This is a genomic window from Nocardioides sp. QY071, assembly GCF_029961765.1.
Taxonomy (GTDB): Bacteria; Actinomycetota; Actinomycetes; order Propionibacteriales; family Nocardioidaceae; genus Nocardioides.
Map to the genome: position 1 here is coordinate 736,133 of NZ_CP124681.1, position 21,039 is coordinate 757,171.

Consider the following 21,039-nt stretch of genomic DNA (forward strand, 5'->3'; position numbering starts at 1 on the left):
ATCGTAGAGACCACCCGGGTGAAGGGCGGCGTCGCGAGCGTCGCGAGGCGCGTGCGATGGCAAGGCGGCGGAGCGAAGACGTGCTCGGCCGCCCATCGAGCGACGTCAACGTAGCCAGCGTGCGTGCATCGCGGCGCGCAGCAGTCGGGCTTCACCCGGGTGGTCTCTGCAGGAGCGGCACGAACACGTAGCGGCCGTGCCGCTCCACCCGCAGCATCTCGCCCGCGACCGGCCCGACCAGGACCCCATCCGGCCGGACCTGGCGGACCAGCGCGTTGGGGAGGGTGGCGGCATCGGCCGACACCAGGACCCGGTCGTACGGCGCCTGCGCGGGCCAGCCGAGCACCGCGGGGTCGGCGAGGTGCAGCTCGACGTTCGGGCGACGGGGACGCAGGTTGCCGAGCGCCATGGCCAGCACCTCGGGCACCAGCTCGACCCCGACGACGTACCCCGTCGGCCCGGTCAGGTGGGCGAGCAGCGCCGTCGACCATCCGGACCCGCACCCCACGTCGAGCACCCGGTCCCCGGGCTGGACGCCGAGCAGCGTGAGCATGTCGCGGACCGTGGTCGGCTGGGAGTTCGTGACGTCGTACCCCAGCGGCAGGGCCCGGTCGACCGCCGCGAACCGCCGTTGGTCGGGCGGCAGGAAGCGCTCGCGCGGGACCGCCGCGAACGCGTCGTCGATACGGCGATCAGCCGTAGCGGAGCCGGGCACGCGCACGCGCCTTCTCGGCCTCGGCCTCCCGGTTCTTCGGCGGCGCCGTCGTCACCAGGTCGTCGAGGAGGTGCTGGGTGATGTGGGCGATCTCCGCGACCGCCTGGTCGAACGCCGCCTGGTTGACCTGGCTGGGCTTCGTCGTACCGCTCACCTTGCGGACGAACTGCAGCGCCGCCGCGGTCACCTCGTCGCGGGTGGCCGGAGGCTCGAAGTTGTTGAGCGGGCGGATGTTGCGGCACATGGCTCCACCGTACGCCGAGGCCTGGCCGGGGATCACAGCTCGAGGAACTGCGCGTCCTCCCCGGTGACCAGCACGACCCGCCCGTCGGGCAGGGGGACCGTGCGCACCTGGTCGACGTCGCCGCCGTACTCCACCTTGATCCGACGCTCGTGCAGCTTCCCGCCGGCGAGCTTGAGCACCGACACGTAGCCCACGCGACGGCTGCTCCACTTCTCGACGACCGTCAGCACGGTGCGGTGGTCGGGCAGCCAGGTGAAGGCGCGGGGGTCGGCGCCGGCGAGGGCCGAGGTGTTGCGGCCGTACGACAGCACGTCGAGGCGGGAGACCCGGGTGGTGTCGCGGACGTCGAAGAGGCCGACCTGGGCGCCCCAGCCGCCGGGGCCAGGGCCCTCGCCGACGCCGATCAGGCGGGCCCGCCCCAGCGGGTGGAGGTACGACGAGAAGCCGGGGATCTTGAGCGCGCCGAGCAGGCGGGGAGCGGCGGTGTCGGTGAGGTCGACGGCGTACAGCGGGTCCCGGCGGCGGAAGGTCACCACGATGGCGAGGTCGTCGAACCAGCGCACCGACTGGATCTCCTCGTTGCGGCCCAGGCCGTCGAGGCGACCGCGCTCGACCAGCTCCTTGCCCTGCCGGGCCAAGGTGAGCACCGAGCTGAAGTTGCCGGTCTCGCTGGTCGGCCCGACGGCGACCCGGAGCACGCCGCCGGCCTCGTCCAGCGACCACCGGTCGCGGATCGCGCCCTCGACCTCGCCGGAGGCGACGTGGGTGGCGCGGGTGCCGTCGAGCGCGAAGTCGAAGAGGTACGACGACCCGGCGGTCCCGCCGCCGGGGAACACCCGCATCGTCCGGTCCACCGCGGCACCGCACCAGTCGGTGCAGCCCCACGCGCCGGCGCCCGCGCTGGCGAGGTAGAGGTGGTCGGCCGACTCGTAGGCGATGTCGGTGAGGCCACTCAGCCCGATCGCGTCGAGCCGGTCCGCGGAGCCGGCGTCGAAGCCGACGACGCTGGTGGTGCCGAGGGCCAGCTCGTCGGGCGCGAGCGCGACGTCGCGGCAGTCGAGCAGCTGGCGGGGCTTGGCGTCGCCGGCGGTGACGGTGGGCAGCCAGTCCTCGAGGGTGCTGTCCTCGACCGCCTTGCGGTTGTGGGCGAGCGCCTCGTCCTCGCTGCGCTTGCCGGTCGGCTCGACGAAGTCGAGGTCGGGCAGGCCGCTGGCGAGGACCAGGCGGACCGTTTCGCCGTGCTGGCGCACCGAGAGCCGGTCGGCGTCGTAGCTGACGTCGTCGACGACCTTCGGCGCGGCCGGGTCGGCGAGGGAGACCGTCAGCACCCGGGTGCCGGGTGTCTCGGGGGTGCTGCCGGCGTCACGGCCGAGGGCGACGACGGTGTCGCCGGCCAGCAGGATCTCGGTGTCGTCGACGCGGGGGAGGGAGACCGAGGAGACCTTCGCGGTCGAGGAGCCGGCGACGTCGTACACGTCGAGGCGCTCGTGGCGCACCACGACCATGATCTTGCCGTCGGTCTTGACCGTGTCGGGCTCGTCGACGCCCGCCTCCTGCACGTTGGTGCCGGTCTCGCTGCTGGTCTGCCGCTCGGTCTGCGGGGTCCGGGCAGCGCCCGAGGCAGCCGAGTCCGCCATCTCGGGCACCTCCACCTGCTTGCGCAGGAGGTCGCCGCCCTCGGCGTACATGATCGGGCCGCCCCAGCCCCACGGGCCGACGACCTGCAGTGCCCGGTCGACGTACGACGTCCGCAGGTCCTCGCACGACGCCGCCGGCTCCAGGTCGGCCTGGAAGGCGACATGGCGGGGCAGGGTGCCCGGGCCTCCCGGTCCCGCGGCCGGCCCGTCGCCCCCGCCGCCGTCGACGAGCGTGCCGGCGACGAACGCGCCGGCGAGGGCCATCACCGCGGCGGCGGTCAGCACCGGGCGCACCAGCAGCCGGCGGTGCGGTCGCGAGGCCGTGGCGGCGAGGATCGCGCCCACCGGCGCGGGGTCGGTGGGGTAGTCGTCCCAGAGTCGTTCGAGGTCGGTCACCTGGTGCCTCCGGTGAGGTCGAGGAGGTGGTCGTCGGCGGCGAGGTGCGCCAGCGCGCGGGACAGCCGGCTCTTGACCGTGCCGGCGGGGATGCCGAGCGCCTCTGCGGTCTGGCGCTCGGTGAGCTGGACGAAGTACCGCAGCACGACCACCTCGCGGTTGGGCTTGCTCAGCGCGCCGAGGGCGCGGTGCACGGCGTCGGCGACGGCCACCCGGTCGGTGGCGTCGGGCTCCGCGGTGCGCGGCCCGTCGAGGGGGGCGTCGTACTGCCGGTCCTTCCACCAGCGGGTACGACGCACGTCGCGCAGGCAGTTGAGCAGCATCCGGTAGACGTACGCATCGCGGTTGTCCGCGCTGCTGACCTTCCCCCAACCGGTGTAGCAGCGCACCAGCGTGGTCTGGGCGAGGTCCTCGGCCTCGTGCGGGCGGGCGCCGAGGAAGACCGCGGCGCGGACCAGGCTCGGCCAGCTCTGCCGGACGTACTCGGCGTACGTCGCCTCGGTGTCGGGTTCCACGTGCCTATGACGGGCGAGGGGACCGGGAGGGTTCCATCGGGTTCGGGGGCGATGGAAGAGTGGGGGCATGGCTGACAGCACGCGCCCGTACGACGTCGTCCTGTTCGGAGCCACCGGCTTCACCGGGGGACTCACCGCCGACTACCTCGCCGAGCACGCCCCCGCCGGGCTGCGCTGGGCGCTGGCCGGACGCAACGAGCAGAAGCTCGCCGCCGTCCGCGACCACCTCGTCGCCGCCAACCCGGCGAACGCCGCGCTCGCCGACCTGCCGCTGCTGGTCGCGGACGCCGCCGACGCGGACGCGCTGGCCGAGGTGGTCGCGACGACGAAGGTGGTGGCGACCACGGTCGGCCCCTACCTCGAGTACGGCGGCCCGCTGGTCGCCGCGTGCGCCAACGCCGGCACGGACTACGTCGACCTGACCGGCGAGCCGGAGTTCGTCGACCGCACCTACGTGGAGCACAACGCCGCCGCCGAGGGCTCCGGTGCGCGCCTCGTGCACTCGTGCGGCTTCGACTCGATCCCGCACGACCTGGGCGCCTACTTCACGATCAAGGAGCTGAGCGAGGAGGTCGGTGGCGAGATCACGACCCCGGTCACGATGCGCGGCGTCGTCCGCGCGGGGGCGGGCTTCTCCGGCGGCACCTTCCACTCCGCCCTCACCGCGTTCTCCCGCGCCCGGCAGATGAAGGAGGCCTCGACCGCACGCCGCCGCCTCGAGCCGCGCCCCGAGGGGCGCCGCTCCCGTGCCGTCGCCGGACGTCCGCGCCGCGACCACGAGCTCGGCTACTGGCTGCTGCCGCTGCCCACCATCGACCCGTTCGTCGTGGCCCGCAGCGGCGCCCACCTGGCGTCGTACGGTCCCGCGTTCAGCTACTCCCACTTCGCCGGCACCAAGACCCTGCGGTACGCCGCCGGCGGCGCGGTCGGCGTCACCGGCCTGACCCTCGCCGCCCAGGTGCCGCCGCTGCGCAACGCCCTGCTCAAGCGGGTCCCGCAGGGCGAGGGCCCCTCCCCGAGCCGGCGCGAGAAGTCCTGGTTCACCGTCGACTTCGTCGCCGAGACGGACGGTGCGAAGGTCCGCACGAGGGTGTCGGGCGGCGACCCGGGCTACACCGAGACTGCCAAGATGCTGGCCGAGTCCGCGCTGTGCCTGGCCCTCGACGAGAACCCGAACGTGGCCGGCCAGGTCACCACCGCCACCGCGATGGGGGACGCGTTGCTCGGTCGGCTGCAGCGGGCGGGGATCACATTCGAGCGGCGCTGAGCCGCCGCGACGTTGCTGATCCGGCCCGCTGTAACACGCTGTCCACCGCACTGGCCGCCGGTTCTCAGCACGACACGCCGACGACACGCCGTGGCTGCTGCTGACAACGCTCGGGTAGTCGGGTGGACAGCGTGTTACAGCAGTGATGGACGGCCGCGGCAGGCTGGTCAGCCCGGGCAGGGGAGCGTGGTGAACTCCGTCGAGCGGGTCGTGGTGTGGCCGGCCCCGTCGACCGCGGTGACGGTGGCGGTGACGGTGCCGCCGATCGGGAACGGGCCGATGCTCGCCGTCCAGCCGCTGCCGGACCCGGTCATCGCCTTCTGGCCGTTGCCGCTCGGTCCGCTCCAGGCGACCCGGACCGACCGGAGCGTCGCGTCGCCGACCGTGGTCGTGAGGTCGCGGCCCGAGCAGTCGGTGGGACCACCGACCTGGATCGCGCCGATCACGGGCGGGTTGTCGACCGTGACGTGCACGGACACCAGGACCGTGCCGCCGGACCACGCGATCGCGACGGTGCCGGTGCTGCTGCCCTCGGCGAGGGTGGCGCGGTCAGCCGTGACGGACAGGCCGGAGTCCGCGCCGGGCTGCAGGGACCCCTTCGACCGCGACACCGACAGCCACGCCACCCGCGACTTCACGGTGTAGTCCAGCGCGGTGCCGCCGGCATTGCGCAGCTGCACGGTGCCGCTGGACCTGGTGCCCAGGCGCAGGGTGCGGGTCGAGACGCGGAGGTCGCCCGGGGCGGCCACGGTGGCGTCGGTGGTGGCGCTGGTGGGATCGGTGGGGGTCGCGTCGGTGGTCGCGGGAACCGACGGATCCGCGGGTACGACGGTCGTCGGGGTCGCCGTGGCGATCGCCGTCGTCTCGCTCGCCTGCGTGGTCGGGAGCGAGCTGCTCGTCGCCGGGTCGGTCGCGATCGCCGACTCCTCGTCGGGCCACCAGGCCAGGCCGGCGGCACCGCCGAGGCCGAGCAGCAGCACGACCAGGCCCACGACGAGCAGCACGCGCCTCGTCGTACCGCCCGCTCCGGCTCCGGCCGGACCGGGCAGCACCGGGTCGTCGACGTAGTAGGCGACCAGCCGCTCGTCCTCGAGGACCCGCTCGCGCAGGGCCGCGGGGGCGGCGAAGGCCGGGACGCCGGCGAGCAGGGCGAGCGGGCTGACCATCAGCCTGCGGCGGGTCTCGCAGGTCTCGCAGCCGTCGATGTGGCGGGCGACGCGCTTGCGGATCAGCGGTGAGAATCGCCCGTCCCAGTCGCCCAGGATGCCGGACAGCTCGCCGCACAGCTCGCTGCCGCGGCGCGCGATGAGCAGCGCCCCGAGCGAGCGCTCGACCTGGTCGCGGGCGCGGCTGAGCATGACGTAGGAGTTCTGCGTCGTCACGTCCATGGCGGCCGCGAGCTCGGCGCCGTCGAGGCCCTGGCGCAGGTGCAGGTCGAGGAGGGCGCGGTCGCGGTCGTTGAGACCCTCGATCGCCGCCCAGACCAGCTCGCGCAGCTCGTCTCGGACCGCGGCGTCGGTGACCTGCTGCTCCGGCCCGCTCCCGAGGTCAGGCATGGCTTCGAGCCACTCGTCGTCGTGGGCCTCCCGGGCCCGGCCGCGCAGGGTGCGCAGGCACTCGTTGCGCACCACGGAGTACAACCACGGCCGCAGCCGTGACGGATCGCGCAGCTGACCGACCTTCTCCGCCATCAGCACGAACGAGTCCGCCACGCAGTCGGCCGCCTCCTCGCGGTTGCGGAGCATCGAGTACGCGAAGTCGTGCAGCCGGTCGGCGTAGCGCTCGTAGACCCCGGCGAAGGCGTGCCGGTCGCCCGCGAGGACGCCCGCGACCAGGGTCGCGTCGTCCGCGGGCGGGCCCGAGACAGTCATGGCGTGATCGTAGGGACACAGGGGTGTGAGCGCCTACGGATCGAGAACTTGCAGGTTTTCCGGGACCGGGTTGTCCCCGGTCGCCACTAGCGTCCTCAGGGTCCCCCACCACCGATCGTCAGGAGTGAAGAGATGGCCGAGGTCGTCCTGTTCCACCACGCCCGCGGGCTCACCGACGGCGTCCGGGAGTTCGCCGAGGCGTTGCGCTCCGCCGGACACGTCGTGCACAGCCCCGACCTGTTCGACGGCACCCTCCCCGACAGCCTCGACGCCGGCCTGGCCCTGATCCGCGAGCTCGGTGACGAGCTGGACGCGCGCGCCGACCGCGCCGTCGAGGCCCTGCCGCCCGAGCTGGTGTACGCCGGGTTCTCCGTGGGCGAGGCCGCGGCCCAGCGCCTCGCCCAGACCCGGCCGGGCGCGCGCGGGGCCCTGCTCTACGAGTCCTGCATCCCCGTCACCGGTGAGTGGGCCTTCGGTCCCTGGCCGGCCGGCGTGCCGGTCCAGGTGCACGGCGGCGAGGGCGACGAGTTCTTCGCCGAGGACCTGCCCGCCGCCAAGGAGCTGGTCGAGGCGGCCGGGCCCGAGCTGGGCGAGCTGTTCCTCTATCCCGCCGACGGTCACCTGTTCACGGACAGCTCGCTGCCGACGTACGACGCCGCGGCGGCCGGTGTGGTGCTGGAGCGGTCGGTGGCGTTCCTCGCGCAGCTCGGTTGAGTCGCCTCAGGCCGGGGTGATCGGGATCGACCTGCGCGGCTCGAACACGAACGACGCACCCGTGCTGAACCGGGTGACCGCGACCTCCTCGGCCTCGGGGCGCTCCTCGCCTGCGACGACCTCGACCTGCCACCCGCCGCGCGGCGACGCGGTGACCCGGGCGTCGAGGTGGGGGTCGACGGCGCCGGCGATCGCCCGGAGCGCGTCGGGCCAGTCGGGGCCGCACAGGGAGATCCAGGCCGCGTCCTCGTCGGCAGGTCCGGGGGCGACGGTGATCGCGGCCGCGTCGGCGGATGCCGCGACGTACGCCGCCGGGTTGAGCAGCGGGTGCAGCCAGATCGCGCGCAGAGCGCCTGCGGGGTCGCGAGGCAGGTCGAGGGCGCGGGCCAGCCGCTCGGCGCCGATGCCGGCGATGCCGGTCAGCTGCTTGCGGCGCAGCTTGAGCAGCTCGGCGTCGGTCTCCACGCGCTCGGCCACCGCGAGGGTGAAGCCCCGGTCCAGCAGGTGCATCTGCAGGCAGACCTCGTCGGCGATCCGGACCAGCGCGGAGTGCGAGAACGCGGCGAAGTCGACGTCCGACAGCAATGGTCCGGCGTAGTCGGCGAGGCCCTCGTCGGAGGGGTCGATCGGCGCGAGCTCGAGCAGCGCGGCCCGGGAGCGCTCGTTGACGGCCAGCGCCGGCACCGGCGCCGGCTCGGGGAAGGCGGGGTCGATCGTCACGGTCCAGGCGCAGTGCGGGCTGCGGTCGGCGGGCACGCGCGGCGGCCGGTGGATCGGACGGACCTGGGCGTGCGGGTTGGTGGCGATGGCGGTGGCGTCGAAGGTCGGGTCCTCGATGTCGTGACACATGCCCCGCACGTAGTCGGCGCCCATCGGCTCCACGTCGACCAGCGCGCCGCAGTGGTCGAGCCGGAACTCGCCGTGCCACGGGTCGTGCACGGTGTAGCGGAAGTCCATGAACTGCGGCGGAGCGCCGATGTCGAGCTGCAGGCCCTTGAAGATGGTGACCACGTCGCCCTGCCCGGGTACGGCGGGCGCGTACCCCAGCGCCTGCTGCATCCGCCGCGTGTAGATGGGCGACGCGGCCGCCCACTCCTCGATCGCGACCTGCAGCATCTCCTCGCGCCCGAAGGCCGCGATGCACCACGCCATGCCGGAGCGGTCGATCAGCTGGCCCATGAGCAGCAGCTCGGGAACCAGTGTCGCCAGCTCGGCGCGGCTCAGCTCGGCGTACCGGCTGCACCCCATACGAATCGGCTGCGATTTGCCCGGTTCGGGGACCAAATCGAATGGGGTGCCGTTCATACGAGACCCAGCCGGGCGGCCATCTTGTCGAGGTAGGTCAGCACGGCGGACTCGTCGGAGTCGGGCACGCCCCAGATCAGCTCGGACGCGCCGGCGGCCATCCAGTCGGCGAAGTCCTCCTCCGTGGGCCGCTTCGCGACCAGCACCCGGACGTCGGGCTCGCCCTCACGACCGGCCTCGGCCCACTCCTTGCGCAGCAGGCCGGCGCTGGCGGCGACGTCGGTCGAGGTCGGCGTGGTCATCCAGCCGTCGGCGTGGGTGGCGATCCACTTCATCGTCTTCGGTCCGGCGCCGGCGCCGATGATGACCGGGATCCGGCCCTGCGGGGGCTTCGGGTAGGCCCAGCTCGGGCCGAACGAGACGAACTCGCCGTCGTACGACGCCTCGTCCTGCGTCCACAGCGCCCGCATCGCGCCGAGGTACTCCGCCAGCACGGTGCGGCGCTTCGCGGCGGGCACGTGGTGGTCGGTGAGCTCGTCGGTGTTCCAGCCGAAGCCGGCGCCGACGGTGACCCGGCCGCCGGAGAGGTGGTCGAGGGTCGCGAGCGTCTTGGCGAGGGTGATCGGGTCGGACTCGACGGGCAGCGAGACGGCCGTGGACAGGCCGATCCGGGTGGTGACCGCCGCGCAGGTCGCGAGCGAGACCCACGGGTCGAGGGTGCGCAGGTAGCGGTCGTCGGGCAGTTCCTCGCCGCCGGTCGGGTGGAGCGCGTCGCGACGGACCGGGATGTGGGTGTGCTCGGGCACGTAGATCGTGTCGAAGCCCCGCTCCTCGGCCGCCTGGGCCAGTCGGGCCGGCGTGATGCCGCGGTCGGAGGTGAAGAGGACGATCCCGTTGCGCATGCCCACAAACTAGAACGAGTTCTAAGAAATGTCTTGCGCCCGACGGATGCGTCTCCTATGTTGGACATGTGTCCAGTCAGGTGTTCGAGATGCCACGCCAAGGGTTGAACCCCCGGCAGGCCGAGACGGTGGAGAGGCTGCTGGCCGCCGGGCTCGAGGAGCTGCGGGCGGTCGGCCACGAGGCGTTGACGGTCCGTACGGTCGCCCAGCGGGCGGGGGTCTCCCCGGCGACCGCATACACCTACCTCGCCTCCAAGAACCACCTCTTCGCCGAGCTCTTCTGGCGCCACCTGACGGCGACGGAGATCGCCCAGATCGCCGCAGGTTCGGCGACCCAGCGGCTCCAGGCCACGATGCGGGCGCTCACCGCGCGGATCGTCGAGGAGCCCGAGCTGGCTGCGGCGGTGACCCCGGCGCTGCTCGGCACCGACCCCGACGTCGCGCGACTGCGGCTGCGGATCGGCGCGGAGTTCCTGTCCCGCTTCGAGACCGCGCTCGGGGACGAGGCCGACCCCGATGTCCTCGAGGTGCTGGTGCTGACCTTCTCCGGGGCGCTGCTCCAGGCCGGGATGGGACTGATGACCTACGACCAGATCGCCGAGCGGCTGGTCGCCGCCGTCGACGTGATCATGCGAGGCAACTGATGGTTTCGACAGGCTCAACCACCGGCGACCGGTCGACCACCTCGGAGCTCGTCTTCGACCCCTACGACTACGCCTTCCAGGACGACCCCTACCCGACCTACCAGCGGCTACGCGACCAGGCGCCCGTCTTCCACGCGCCAGCCGACGACATCTGGGTGGTCTCGCGCCATCAGGACGTCTTCGACGTGCTGCGCAACGACGAGGTCTTCTCCAACCGGATGGGCGTCTCCCTCGATGCGTCGGCGTGGAACCCCGAGGCGCACCGGGTGATGAGCTTCCTCGGACTCGACGGCGCCGAGCAGTCGCGGATCCGCAAGCTGGTCTCGGCCGCCTTCACCCCGCGCCGGGTCCGCGAGCTGACGCCGCAGGTGCAGGCGCTGACCGAGCGCTACCTCGCGCGCACGCTCGCCGCCAACGCCGAGCACGGCGAGGCCGACTGGATCGCCGACTTCGCAGGCAAGCTCCCGATGGACGTCATCTCCGAGATGATGGGCGTGCCGGTGACCGACCGCGACGAGGTACGACGACTCGCCGACCTCGTCGTGCACCGCGAGGACGGCGTGCGCGACGTACCGCAGGCCGGCATGGAGGCCTCCTTCGCGCTCTTCGGCTACTACGGCGAGATGGTCGCCCAGCGCCGCACGGCGCCGACCGCGGACCTCACCTCCGCCCTGGTCGCGGCCGAGGTCGACGGCGACCGGCTCACCGACGGCGAGATCATGGCGTTCCTGTTCCTCATGGTGGTGGCCGGCAACGAGACCACCACCAAGCTGCTCGGCAACGCGCTCCTCCACCTCTCCGCGAGCCCGGCGCAGAAGGCGCAGGTCCTCGCGGATCCTGCGCTGGTGCCGGCGTGGATCGAGGAGACGCTGCGCCACGACACGTCCAGCCAGATGCTGGCGCGCTACGTCGTGGAGGACGTCGAGGTCGGCGGCGTGCTGATCCCCGGGGGCTCGAAGGCCCTGGTCCTGCTGGGCAGCGCCAACCGCGACGAGCGGGTGTTCACCGACCCGACCGTCTTCGACATCGGCCGCGAGAAGGCCGAGCTGTCGCAGATCCTGAGCTTCGGCACCGGCCGGCACTTCTGCCTCGGCGCCAACCTGGCGCGGCTCGAGGCCCGGGTGGTGCTCGAGGAGCTGGTACGACGCGTCGCCGACCTCGAGGTGCACGCCGACCGCGCGGTCCGGGTGCACTCCACCAGCGTGCGGGGCTTCGCCTCGCTGCCCGTCACGTTCACGGAGAGGAGCGCCTGATGGGAGCCTCACGCAAGCCCGTCCACCCCGACCGCCGCCCCGCCGTGGTCGCCGGAGCGTCATCGGGGATCGGCGCCGAGACCGCCCGCGCCCTCGCGACGGCCGGCTTCCCGGTCGCGCTCGGTGCGCGTCGCGTCGACCGGCTCGAGGAGCTGGCCTCGGAGATCCGCGGCGACGGCGGCGAGGCCTTCGTGCACCCGCTCGACGTGGCGTCGACCGAGTCGGTCGAGAAGTTCGCCGCCGCGGCGACGGCGGTGCTCGGCGACATCGAGGTCGTGGTCAGCAACGCCGGCCTGCTCGCCCCCGGCTCGATCCTCGACGCGACGACCGACCAGCTCGCGGCCGAGTTCGACGTCAACGTGCTCGGCGCTCACCGCCTGGTCCGCGCCTTCGGAGCCGGGATGGTCGAGCGGCAGCGCGGCGACCTCGTCTTCGTCTCCTCCGACACCGCCCTGCGAGCACGGCCGTTCATGCGCGGCTACAGCGCCACGAAGTCCGGGCTGGAGGGGCTGGTCGAGGCGCTGCAGATGGAGCTCGAGGGCTCCGGCGTCCGGGCCTCGGTCGTGCGGCCCGGACCGACCTGGTCGGAGATGGGCTCCGACTGGGACGCCGAGGCCGGCGCGAAGGTCCTCACCGAGTGGGTCAGGTGGGGTCACGCCCGCCACTCCCACTTCCTCAAGGCCACCGCGATCGCCGACGCCATCACGACGGTCGTCAGCGCGCCCCGCGGCGTGCACCTGAGCCCCGTCGACGTGAACCCCGAAGCGCCCCTGGAGAAGAAGTGACCCTCGCCGACATCCCCGAGGTCTCGACCGTCCTCGACGACCAGGGCGCCGACGTACCCGCGCTCATCAAGGGCACCGGCCACCTCCCCGAGATGCGGGTCGACCCGATCGCCCTGTTCCACCGGGTGCGCGAGGAGTGCGGCGAAGTCGGCCGGTTCCGGCTCGCCGACAAGCAGGTCGTGCTCGTCACCGGCGCCGAGGCCAACGAGGCCTTCTTCCGGGCGCCCGACGACGTGCTCGACCAGGCGGCGGCGTACCCGTTCATGACCCCGATCTTCGGCAAGGGCGTGGTCTTCGACGCCTCTCCCGAGGAGCGCCAGCAGATGCTCAAGAACCAGGCCCTGCGCGGCGACATGATGCGTGGGCACGCGCAGACGATCGAGGCCGAGATCCGCCGCATGGTGGCCGACTGGGGCGACGAGGGAGAGATCGACCTGCTCGACTTCTTCGCCGAGCTGACCATCTACACGACCTCGTCGTGCCTGATCGGCAAGCCCTTCCGCGAGCAGCTCGACGGGTCGTTCGCGGAGGTCTACCACCGCCTCGAGCACGGCACCGACGCCATCGCGTACGTCGACCCGCACGCCGACATCGACAGCTTCCGGATCCGCGACGAGGCCCGCGAGGAGCTGGTCGCGAAGGTGCAGGCGATCATCGCGGCGCGGATCGCCCGGGCCGAGTCGATGGGGGGTGAGATCCCCAAGCAGGACAGGGATCTGCTCGACGTCCTCATCGCGGTGGGGTACGACGCCGAGATGGTCACCGGCATCTTCATCTCGATGATGTTCGCCGGCCACCACACCTCGTCGGGCACGGCCTCCTGGGCGATGATCGAGCTGCTCCGCAACCCCTCCGTGATGGACGACGTCGTCGCCGAGCTGGACGCGCTCTACGCCGACGGGTCCGAGGTCTCGTTCCAGGCACTGCGGTCGATCCCGGTGCTGGAGGCGGCGCTCAAGGAGACCCTGCGGCTGCACCCGCCGCTGGTCATCCTGATGCGGCTCGTGCAGGAGGACTTCGACCTGCTCGGTCGCACCATCCCGGCCGGCACGGTGCTCGCGGCCTCGCCGCGGGTGTCGAACCGGATCGAGGCGGACTTCCCGAAGGCCGACTCCTTCGACCCGGGGCGGTACGTCGACCCGCGCCAGGAGGACCTGCAGAACCGCTGGACCTGGATCCCGTTCGGCGCCGGCAAGCACCGCTGCGTCGGCAACGCCTTCGCGATGATGCAGATGAAGGCGATCTTCTCCGTCATCCTGCGCGACTTCACCTTCGAGCCGGTGCAGGAGCTGGACTCCTACCGCGACGACTTCACGAAGATGGTCATCCAGCTCGCCCAGCCCGCCCGGGTCCGCTACCGCCGCCGGGCGTCGCGATGAGGGTCGTCGCCGACACCGGGCTGTGCCAGGGGCACCAGCTCTGCCAGGGCGAGGCCCCGGACGTGTTCGGGTTCGACGACGACGCCGACGTCGTCACGCTGCTCGACCCACACCCGGCCGAGGAACGTCGTACCGATGTCGCCACCGCCGTGAAGTACTGCCCTGCTTTCGCCCTTTCGATCGAGGAGGACTGACATGAGTGACCTGACGCGGGCCGAGATCGAGGAGTTCTGGGACTCCTGGCTGCAGATCAACCGGGAGGCCGAGCAGAGCGGCGACTGGCGAGTGATGGCCGAGTGGTTCGCGCAGGACGCGACGTACGGCTGGATGTACTCGCACGACGAGCACTTCATGGCCGTCGGCCGCGACCAGATCCGGGACTGGGCGATCGGCATCGAGATGGACGGCCTCGACGGCTGGCACTACGACTACGTCTGCACCGTCATCGACGAGCAGAAGTCGATGATCGTGGGCTTCTGGAAGCAGCGCTCCGGCATCCTCGACGACAACGGGGAGGAGTACGAGATCCTCGGGCTCGGCGGCTCCTGGTTCGGCGTGGAGCGCCAGACCTCCGGTGCGGACGCCGGGCAGGTCAAGATCGCCTGGCAGCGCGACTGGTTCGACATGCCCTCGACCGCGCACACCTTCTTGTCGATCATCGAGGCCGGCAAGGCGCCCGACACCCTGCTCAAGCGGATGTCGGTGACCGGCCACGACGTGCCCGGTCACTACCGCCGCAAGGACCTGCCCTCGACCGTCTGGCCGCCGCCGGTGGAGCGCGGCGACTACGTGACGCAGGAGCCGGTCTCGTGACGCTGCCCCCCGCTGCTCAGCAGCTGATCGACGGAAAGCTGGTCGCGGCGTCGTCCGGGGCGACGTACCCGATCGTCAATCCCGCGACAGGACAGGAGATCGGCGTCGCACCGGACGGTACGGCGGCCGACGTCGACGCCGCGATCGCCTCCGCCCGCCGCGCCTTCGACGAGTCGACCTGGTCGACCGACCGCGAGCTGCGGGTGCGCTGCCTGCGCCAGCTGCACGCGGCACTGCTCGAGAACGCCGACGCCTTCCGGGCCCTGACGACGGCCGAGGTCGGGATGCCGGGGTTCATGATGGGAGCGGCCGGCTTCGACGTACCCGTGGACGGGTTGAAGTGGGTCACCGACCTGCTGGAGTCCTACGCGTTCTCGACCGACCTGGGGGTCGCCTCGCCGATGGGGATCCCCTCGCGCCGGACCGTCCACCGCGAGCCGGTCGGTGTCGTCGCCGCGATCACGCCGTGGAACGTCCCCACCCAGATCAACCTCGCGAAGGTCGGCCCGGCGCTGGCCGCCGGGTGCACGGTCGTCCTCAAGCCCGCGCCCGACACCCCGTGGGTGGCGGCCGAGCTGGGCCGGCTCGCCGCCGAGCACACCGACCTCCCGCCGGGCGTCCTCAACGTCGTCACGCCGCGCTCCAACGAGGTCGCGTCGGTGCTCTCGTCCGATCCCCGCATCGACATGGTGTCGTTCACCGGCTCCACGGCGGTCGGGAAGGCGATCATGGCGGCCGCCGCACCCACCTTGAAGAAGGTCTTCCTCGAGCTCGGCGGCAAGTCCGCCGCGATCGCCCTCGACGACGCCGACGTCGCCGCCGTGGCGGGAGGTACGGCGTTCGCCGCGTGCATCCACGCCGGCCAGGGCTGTGCGATCACGACCCGGCTGATCGTGCCGCGCGACCGCTACGACGAGGCGGTCGCCGTCGCGGCGTCGACCATGGAGTCGATCGGTGCGCGCGATCCGCAGGACCCGGGGGCGATCTGCGGCCCGGTGATCTCCGCCGTGCAGCGCGACCGGGTGGCGGCGTACTTCTCGATCGCGCTGGAGGAGGGCGGCACCTTCGCCACCGGCGGCTCGGTCATCGACCAGGACGGCTTCTGGGTGCAGCCCACCGTCGTCGCCGGCCTCGACAACTCCTCACGCCTGGCGCAGGAGGAGATCTTCGGGCCGGTGCTGGTGGTCATCGCGCACGACGGCGACGACGACGCGGTGCGGATCGCCAACGACTCGGCGTACGGGCTCTCGGGCTCGGTCGACTCCGCCTCGCTGGACCGGGCGAAGGCCGTGGCGGCACGGATCCGCACCGGCACCCTCGCCGTCAACGGTGGCGTGTGGTTCAGCCCGGACGCGCCCTTCGGCGGGTACAAGCAGTCCGGCATCGGCCGGGAGATGGGCGTCGCCGGGTTCGAGGAGTACCTGGAGACGAAGACCGTCGCGGAGCCGGCGTGAGCATCGTGGGAGTTTCACCGGCCGGCCGGTGAAACTCGCGCTTGGACGATGAAACTTCCTCGTCCAAGCATGAGAAACACCGGTCAGCCGGTGAAACTTGTGATGGATGGGGATGAAGTGAACAAGCGGTTCGAGAACAAGGTCGTCGTCGTGACCGGCGCGGCCCAGGGCATCGGTGAGGCCTATGCGCGGGCGCTGGCGAACGAGGGGGCGGCGGTCGTCGTCGCGGACCTCAACGCTGAGGCGGGGGAGCAGGTCGCGAAGCAGATCGAGGCCGACGGCGGTCGCGCGATCTTCGTGCCCTGTGACGTCTCCTCGGCCGAGTCGGCCGACGCGCTCGTCGCAAGGTCCGTCGATGAGCTCGGCGGCATCGACCACCTGGTCAACAACGCGGCCATCTACGGCAGCATGGAGTTCAACCTGCTGATCAGCGTCGACTGGGACTACTACAAGAGATTCATGGCGGTGAACCTCGACGGCGCGCTCGTCATGACGCGCGCGGTGTACCCCGAGATCGCCAAGCGCGGTGGGGGAGCGATCGTCAACCAGAGCTCGACGGCGGCGTACCTCTACTCCGGCTTCTACGGCCTCGCCAAGGCCGGCATCAACAGCCTCACCCAGCAGCTCGCCCACGAGCTCGGCGGACAGCGGATCCGGGTCAACGCGATCGCCCCCGGCCCCACCGACACCGAGGCGACCCGCACCCAGGCCGGCGACGCCGCGAAGGACATCGTCCGCAACAGCCTCGCCATCAAGCGGATGGGCTCGGTCGACGACATGGTCGGCGCCCTGCTGTTCCTGCTCTCCGACGACGCGTCGTGGGTCACCGGCCAGATCCTGGCGGTCGACGGCGGCCAGACCTTCCGGCTGTGAACCGGCCCGTGACCCGGGTCGGGTTCGTCGGCCTCGGCAACATCGGCAAGCCGATGGCGTTGCGGTTGGCGGCGGCCGAGTCCGTCGACCTGGCGGTGTACGACGTCGCGCCCGACCCGGTCGCCGAGCTGGTCGCCGCCGGGGCGCGTGCCGTCGGCTCCGTCGCCGAGCTCGACGTGGACGTGGTGTGCGTGATGGTGCGCGACGACGACCAGGTCCGGGCGGTCGCCGCCGACGTACCTGCGGGGACGGTGGTGGTGATCCACTCGACGGTGGCGCCCGAGACGCCGGCCGCCCTGGCCGCGGACGGACGCCGCGTGCTCGACGCGCCCGTCAGCGGCGGCCCGATGGGTGCTGCCGACGGCAGCCTGGCGATCATGGTCGGCGGCTCGGAGGCCGACGTCGCGGTGGCCCGCCCGGCCCTGGAGGCGATGGGCAGCACGGTCGTGCACGCCGGCCCGGTCGGCTCCGGCACCCGGATGAAGCTGGCGCGCAACCTGATCCACTTCGTCGCGTTCACCGCCGTCACCGAGGCGCAGCGCCTCGCCGAGGCCGCCGGCCTCGACCTGGTCGCGCTCGGCGAGGTCGTCCGCCATACCGACGCGATCACCGGCGGACCGGGCGCGATCATGCATCGCACCACCACGGCGCCGATCGCCGAGGACGACTTCTGGCACGGCGTCTTCTCCCACGTCGCCGCGCTTGGGGAGAAGGACCTCGGCTTCGCGATCGCCCTCGCGGACGAGCTCGGGGTCGACGTACCAGTGGCGCGCGAGGCGCTGCCACGACTGGGGAAGGGACTGGGAGTGCGATGAGTGACAAGTTCGACGACCTGCCGGAGCTGCGGGCCAAGGGCCTGCGCAGGATGGAGCAGGTCTACGGCTTCGACATGACCGACGGCACCGGCGACTTCTTCCGCTACACCGCCGACCACCTCTTCGCCGACATCTGGGAACGCCCGGGGCTGAGCGACCGGGACCGCCGGCTGCTGCTGATCGGCATGCTCGCCGGCCAGGGCGCCGCCGACGTCCTCGGCATCCAGGTCCCCGCCGCCCACGCCGCCGGCGAGCTCGACGACGACGCGCTGCGCGAGATCGTGGTCTTCCTCAGCCACTACGCCGGCTGGCCGCAGGGCGCCCGGCTGAACTCGATCGTCGAGGACACGATCGCGAAGGCGAAGCGCAACAGGGCCGGGTCCTGAGAACCGGCGGATGGGCGCGGTGAGCCCGCTCACACCCACTTGTTAGCCTCAGGAGTGATGACGCGCGACGTGGCGAAGGCCGTACCGGACCAGCAGGCCGAGCCGGTGACCCCGGACGTCCTCGACTCCCTTCTCAACACCTCGGTGGCCCGGGGTGCGGGTCCGGTCGCGGTCTGGCGGGTCCCGACGGAGTCACTGGCCGACGCGGAGCTCGCGGTCGCCCGCGACTGGCTCGATGAGGGCGAGCGGCGGCAGGCGTCGTCGTACGTCCGCGCGGAGCTGCGTCGTGCCTACGAGATCGCCCACGCGGCCGCCCGCCTGGTGGTCGGCGCCGTGTCCGACACCCCGCCGGAGAAGGTGGTCTGGGGCCGGCACGCCTGTCCCGGCTGCGGCGAGCCGCACGGCCGTCCGCGCGCCGAGGGCTCCGGTGTGGAGTTCTCGCTGAGCCACACCCCCGGCCAGGTGCTCGTCGCCGTGGCCGACGTCGCGGTCGGCGTCGATGTCGAGCGGCACCCCGACGACCCGGTGGCGCTGGCCAAGCTGCTCCACCCGCGCGAGCTCGAGGAGATCGAGGCCGCCGCGCACGGCACGCTCGACGGCGGCCGGGCCACCGTGCGGTTCACGCGCGCCTGGGCGCGCACCGAGGCCTACCTCAAGGGGATCGGGATCGGCCTGGGCCGCGACCCCCACCTCGACTACCTCGGCACCGACGGCGCGCCGAGCCGGAGCCTGGGCGCCTGGACGGTGCGCGACGTCGTCGTACCCGAGGGATACGGCGCCGCGCTGGCCCTGCTGGTCTAGACCGCCCCGGAGGATCTCCGCGTGACGACAGCCCGTTGAGTTAAATCTTCGGCCGGGCGCGTGTCCTCGTGAGACCTTCCGGTCCGCGAGCCGTTGATCGGTCGTCCGGCCACCGTGCTGCTCGGGACGTGGGGATGGCCTGGCGGGTTGCGCACGACTCGGGTCCGCGGTGGGGCGCGGGCAGGACCGGCGCTTCCCGTGGCTGTCCGATCCACCCGATCCATGATGGCGGTCGTGGCCCCCCTCGCCCTGGCTGCCGGGGGAGTCCTGCCCATGTCTCGTTCGCCGCGCCGCTCCCGGCGCCACCTGATCGCACTCGCACTACCGGCAGCCGTGCTGCTGAGTACGGCGTTCGGCGGCCCTGCGCTCGCTGACGACGTCGGCGACCCGTCGACGCCCGTCGACACGGCGCAGTCCGCACCGTCGCCCGACCCGGCGTCTGAGCCCGAGCCGACGCCTGAGCCCGAGCCGGCGCCTGAGCCCGAGCCCGAACCGGCCCCCGAGCCCGAACCGGCCCCCGAGCCCGAACCGGCCCCCGAACCCGAGCAGCAGCCCGCGTCGCCGACCGAGGAGGCCGCCCCGGCCGCGGCGCCCGAGGACGAGGTCCCGGCCGGGAAGGAGGCCGACGAGGGCGCCGACCTGGTCACGGCGGCCGCGCCCGTCGCGGCGGCGCCGTCGGGCAAGAAGGCGGCTCCCTCGCTGGCGGCAGCCGTGGACCCGATCAACACGAAGAAGTGGGTGGTCTGCAAGTACTCCGCGACCCCGGTGACGGGTGAGAAGGCCCAGACCGTGCTGATCAACGACGTCCCGAAGAACTTCGACGGCACCTTCCCGGAGTACTTCAACGACGCGCAGGGCGCCTCGATCGCGATCCGCTACTCCAAGCTGGGCGAGCAGTCCAAGGACCTGACCCCCGACAACTGCCCGCTGTACGGCGACCCGATCCCGGCCGACCCGCCGTCCCCGGTCCCGTTCGACCCCTGCGGTCCGGCGAACGCGTACTTCCCGCAGGACGAGGTACCGGTCACCGGCGAGCAGTACACGGTCGTCACCGAGGGCTCGCCCGTCACCAAGATCACCGTGACCGTCAAGGACGGCTTCATCTTCCCGGGCGGCGTGACCGAGCTCGTCTTCCTCGCCTCGGACGGCGAGTCCGGAGCGCCCTGCGACGCGACACCGCCGCCCAAGCCGCCCGTGAACGACCCCTGCGGTCTCGCGAACGCCTTCTTCACCGCGGTCCCGCCGAGCACGCAGGCCTACACGGTCGTCCCGGAGGGCGACCCGGTCACGAAGATCACGATCACCGCCAACCCGGGCTTCGAGTTCGACCCCGACGAGCCGGTGGTCTACACGGCGCCCGACTCCGGCGACCTGTGCGTCGCCGACGTACCGCCCGCTCCGGAGCAGACCGACCCGTGCGGCCTGGCCAACGCGTACTTCTCGAGCGACGCGGTCACCGCACTGCAGGACTGGGTCGCCGACGAGGAGGACGCCTGGGACGCCGACGTGTACGACGTCGTCACTGACGGCCCTCCGGTCACGAAGATCACCATCACCACGACGGCGGACTTCGAGTTCCCGGACGGGACCACGAAGCGGGAGTTCATGGTCGACGACGCGGGTGCCCTGTGCCCCGCGCCCGTGCCGGCGAAGCCCGTGGTGAGCGACCCGTGCGGCCCGGCGAACGCCTTCTTCGCCGACGCGGACCTCGCCGCCATCAAGGCGCTGGACCCGGCGGTGTACGTCGTCACGCTCAGCGGGAACCCGGTGACCAAGGTCGAGATCAGCACCACCGCGGACTACGAGCTCGAGGGCGGCGTCACCCCGCCGCTGGTCTACGAGGCCACCGACTCCGGCACGGCATGCCTCGTGGCCCCCGCGCTGGCGCCGAACGACCCCTGCGGTCCGGCCAACGCCACCTGGGTCGTCCCGGCGCCGACCGCGGACTTCACGGTCTCGATCGTCGACGGCGTGATCAAGCTGATCGCGGCGACGGGCAAGGCGTTCGAGGGCAACCAGCCGACGTACACCTATCCGGCCACGGCGCCGGTCGACACCAACGCCGCGTGTGCCGTCGGAGGCGTGGAGGAGACCAAGGACCCGCCGAAGGACGAGGTCGCCGCCGCGGCCACCTCGCTGCCGAACACCGGCGGCCCGGCGGGGTGGCTGATGCCGCTGGGTGTCGGGCTGGTCCTGGCGGGTGCCGGCCTGGTGCTCGGCAGGCGCGGCCGGCAGGCCTGATCCGGGCCGGGCGCCCGGGCCGGGGCCACCCCTCGGCACGGGCGCCCGGACCCGAGCAGGTGCGTCGCGCCAGATCCTGTGGCGCCGGT

At 72.5% G+C, this 21,039-nt stretch carries 21 protein-coding genes; 14 read left to right on the forward strand and 7 right to left on the reverse strand.

What is annotated here, in order from left to right; all coding sequences use genetic code 11:
* Nucleotides 1-151: 151 nt before the first annotated feature.
* Genes QI633_RS03460 through QI633_RS03475 form a run of 4 tightly spaced genes read right to left on the reverse strand, consistent with a single transcriptional unit; the run spans nt 152 to nt 3,507 of the window.
* Nucleotides 152-715: a protein-L-isoaspartate O-methyltransferase gene (locus tag QI633_RS03460; protein WP_282428084.1), complete on the reverse strand. Its 564-nt coding sequence runs from the start codon at nt 713-715 to the stop codon at nt 152-154.
* On the reverse strand, nt 693-959 hold the full coding sequence (locus tag QI633_RS03465) for a DUF2277 domain-containing protein (protein ID WP_282428085.1): 267 nt from the start codon (nt 957-959) through the stop codon (nt 693-695). The genes QI633_RS03460 and QI633_RS03465 overlap by 23 nt, the downstream gene beginning before the upstream one ends.
* 32 nt (nt 960-991) lie before the next feature.
* Nucleotides 992-2,992: a beta-propeller domain-containing protein gene (locus tag QI633_RS03470; RefSeq protein WP_282428086.1), complete on the reverse strand. Its 2,001-nt coding sequence runs from the start codon at nt 2,990-2,992 to the stop codon at nt 992-994.
* Nucleotides 2,989-3,507, reverse strand: coding sequence for a SigE family RNA polymerase sigma factor (locus QI633_RS03475; RefSeq protein ID WP_282428087.1), 519 nt, complete (start codon nt 3,505-3,507; stop codon nt 2,989-2,991). The genes QI633_RS03470 and QI633_RS03475 overlap by 4 nt, the downstream gene beginning before the upstream one ends.
* A 67-nt stretch (nt 3,508-3,574) precedes the next feature.
* On the opposite strand from QI633_RS03475, the gene QI633_RS03480 reads away from it, so the two are divergent.
* Nucleotides 3,575-4,774: a saccharopine dehydrogenase NADP-binding domain-containing protein gene (locus QI633_RS03480; RefSeq protein ID WP_282428088.1), complete on the forward strand. Its 1,200-nt coding sequence runs from the start codon at nt 3,575-3,577 to the stop codon at nt 4,772-4,774.
* Nucleotides 4,775-4,941: 167 nt separating this feature from the next.
* Here QI633_RS03480 and QI633_RS03485 read toward each other — a convergent pair whose 3' ends face one another.
* On the reverse strand, nt 4,942-6,645 hold the full coding sequence (locus tag QI633_RS03485; RefSeq protein WP_282428089.1) for a sigma-70 family RNA polymerase sigma factor: 1,704 nt from the start codon (nt 6,643-6,645) through the stop codon (nt 4,942-4,944).
* 132 nt (nt 6,646-6,777) lie between these two features.
* Between QI633_RS03485 and QI633_RS03490 the strand changes: the two genes are divergently transcribed.
* Nucleotides 6,778-7,359 (forward strand): dienelactone hydrolase family protein, encoded by a 582-nt coding sequence (locus tag QI633_RS03490; RefSeq protein ID WP_282428090.1) that lies wholly within the window; start codon nt 6,778-6,780, stop codon nt 7,357-7,359.
* A gap of 6 nt (nt 7,360-7,365) precedes the next feature.
* On the opposite strand, the gene QI633_RS03495 is transcribed toward QI633_RS03490, so the two are convergent.
* The gene (locus QI633_RS03495; protein ID WP_282428091.1) at nt 7,366-8,607 is read right to left on the reverse strand and encodes a hypothetical protein; all 1,242 of its coding nucleotides are present in this window, start codon (nt 8,605-8,607) and stop codon (nt 7,366-7,368) included.
* A 53-nt stretch (nt 8,608-8,660) separates the two neighbouring features.
* On the reverse strand, nt 8,661-9,506 hold the full coding sequence (locus QI633_RS03500) for an LLM class F420-dependent oxidoreductase (RefSeq protein WP_141800359.1): 846 nt from the start codon (nt 9,504-9,506) through the stop codon (nt 8,661-8,663).
* 89 nt (nt 9,507-9,595) lie between these two features.
* Between QI633_RS03500 and QI633_RS03505 the strand changes: the two genes are divergently transcribed.
* The 12 genes from QI633_RS03505 to QI633_RS03560 all read left to right on the forward strand — a co-directional run bounded on the left by QI633_RS03505 (nt 9,596) and on the right by QI633_RS03560 (nt 20,950).
* Nucleotides 9,596-10,150 carry a TetR/AcrR family transcriptional regulator gene (locus QI633_RS03505; RefSeq protein WP_282428092.1) on the forward strand — a complete coding sequence of 185 codons (555 nt, stop codon included), beginning with the start codon at nt 9,596-9,598 and terminating at the stop codon, nt 10,148-10,150.
* Nucleotides 10,150-11,403, forward strand: a complete 1,254-nt coding sequence (locus QI633_RS03510; protein WP_282428093.1) for a cytochrome P450 — start codon at nt 10,150-10,152, stop codon at nt 11,401-11,403. Before QI633_RS03505 ends, QI633_RS03510 begins: the two co-directional genes overlap by 1 nt.
* Nucleotides 11,403-12,188 (forward strand): SDR family oxidoreductase, encoded by a 786-nt coding sequence (locus tag QI633_RS03515; protein WP_282428094.1) that lies wholly within the window; start codon nt 11,403-11,405, stop codon nt 12,186-12,188. Before QI633_RS03510 ends, QI633_RS03515 begins: the two co-directional genes overlap by 1 nt.
* Entirely contained in the window at nt 12,185-13,567 is a 1,383-nt protein-coding gene (locus QI633_RS03520) for a cytochrome P450 (RefSeq protein WP_282428095.1), read from the forward strand. Before QI633_RS03515 ends, QI633_RS03520 begins: the two co-directional genes overlap by 4 nt.
* Nucleotides 13,564-13,761, forward strand: a complete 198-nt coding sequence (locus QI633_RS03525) for a ferredoxin (protein ID WP_282428096.1) — start codon at nt 13,564-13,566, stop codon at nt 13,759-13,761. Before QI633_RS03520 ends, QI633_RS03525 begins: the two co-directional genes overlap by 4 nt.
* 1 nt (nt 13,762) lies before the next feature.
* Entirely contained in the window at nt 13,763-14,380 is a 618-nt protein-coding gene (locus QI633_RS03530; protein ID WP_282428097.1) for a hypothetical protein, read from the forward strand.
* Nucleotides 14,377-15,834, forward strand: coding sequence for an aldehyde dehydrogenase (locus tag QI633_RS03535; protein WP_282428098.1), 1,458 nt, complete (start codon nt 14,377-14,379; stop codon nt 15,832-15,834). Before QI633_RS03530 ends, QI633_RS03535 begins: the two co-directional genes overlap by 4 nt.
* A 117-nt stretch (nt 15,835-15,951) precedes the next feature.
* Nucleotides 15,952-16,707, forward strand: coding sequence for an SDR family oxidoreductase (locus QI633_RS03540; RefSeq protein WP_282428099.1), 756 nt, complete (start codon nt 15,952-15,954; stop codon nt 16,705-16,707).
* Nucleotides 16,704-17,522: an NAD(P)-dependent oxidoreductase gene (locus QI633_RS03545; protein WP_282428100.1), complete on the forward strand. Its 819-nt coding sequence runs from the start codon at nt 16,704-16,706 to the stop codon at nt 17,520-17,522. Before QI633_RS03540 ends, QI633_RS03545 begins: the two co-directional genes overlap by 4 nt.
* Nucleotides 17,519-17,908 (forward strand): carboxymuconolactone decarboxylase family protein, encoded by a 390-nt coding sequence (locus QI633_RS03550; protein ID WP_141800352.1) that lies wholly within the window; start codon nt 17,519-17,521, stop codon nt 17,906-17,908. Before QI633_RS03545 ends, QI633_RS03550 begins: the two co-directional genes overlap by 4 nt.
* Before the next feature lie 57 nt (nt 17,909-17,965).
* A complete protein-coding gene (locus tag QI633_RS03555; protein ID WP_282428101.1) occupies nt 17,966-18,709 on the forward strand; it encodes a 4'-phosphopantetheinyl transferase superfamily protein in 744 nt (247 codons plus the stop codon).
* A 234-nt stretch (nt 18,710-18,943) separates the two neighbouring features.
* A complete protein-coding gene (locus QI633_RS03560; RefSeq protein WP_282428102.1) occupies nt 18,944-20,950 on the forward strand; it encodes an LPXTG cell wall anchor domain-containing protein in 2,007 nt (668 codons plus the stop codon).
* Nucleotides 20,951-21,039 lie beyond the last annotated feature (89 nt).